The organism is Vibrio sp. D173a, from assembly GCF_030248475.1.
Genome location: NZ_JAHGAH010001505.1, coordinates 1 through 725, shown reverse-complemented (window position 1 = coordinate 725; position 725 = coordinate 1). Strand labels below are relative to the sequence as shown.

General features: G+C 45.0%; 1 protein-coding gene. It reads right to left on the bottom strand.

What is annotated here, in order from left to right:
* A partial coding sequence (clpX, locus tag KIV40_RS34365; protein ID WP_285353924.1) for an ATP-dependent protease ATP-binding subunit ClpX occupies positions 1-725 on the bottom strand: 725 nt, incomplete at both ends.

Below are 725 nucleotides of genomic sequence, written 5' to 3'. Positions count from 1 at the left end.
GTCACCGGTAGACGACCAATGAATTCTGGAATTAGACCGTACTGCACTAGATCTTCAGGTTCAACTTGAGTGAATAGCTCACCGATTGTTTTGGTTTCATCTTTTGAACGCACTTCTGCGCCAAAGCCGATACCAGAACCTGTTTCTACACGTTGTTCAATCACTTTATCTAGGCCTGCAAATGCACCGCCACAGATAAATAGGATCTTAGATGTATCCACTTGCAAGAACTCTTGCTGTGGATGCTTACGACCACCTTGAGGCGGTACTGAAGCGACTGTGCCTTCTACAAGTTTTAGAAGTGCTTGCTGTACACCTTCACCAGACACGTCACGCGTGATTGATGGGTTTTCAGCTTTACGAGAAATCTTGTCGATCTCATCGATATAAACAATGCCGCGTTCCGCTTTCGCTACGTCGTAATCACATTTCTGTAGCAGTTTTTGAATGATGTTTTCTACATCTTCACCCACGTAACCCGCTTCGGTTAGTGTGGTTGCATCTGCCATAGTAAATGGAACGTCTAGGAAACGAGCCAATGTTTCAGCAAGTAGTGTTTTACCACTGCCAGTAGGGCCGATAAGAAGAATGTTACTCTTACCTAGCTCTCCGCCTTCAGCTGTTGTATCACCATTACGTAAACGCTTGTAGTGGTTATATACTGCAACTGCTAGCACTTTCTTCGCGTACTCTTGACCGATTACATAGTCATCAAGGTGCTCTCG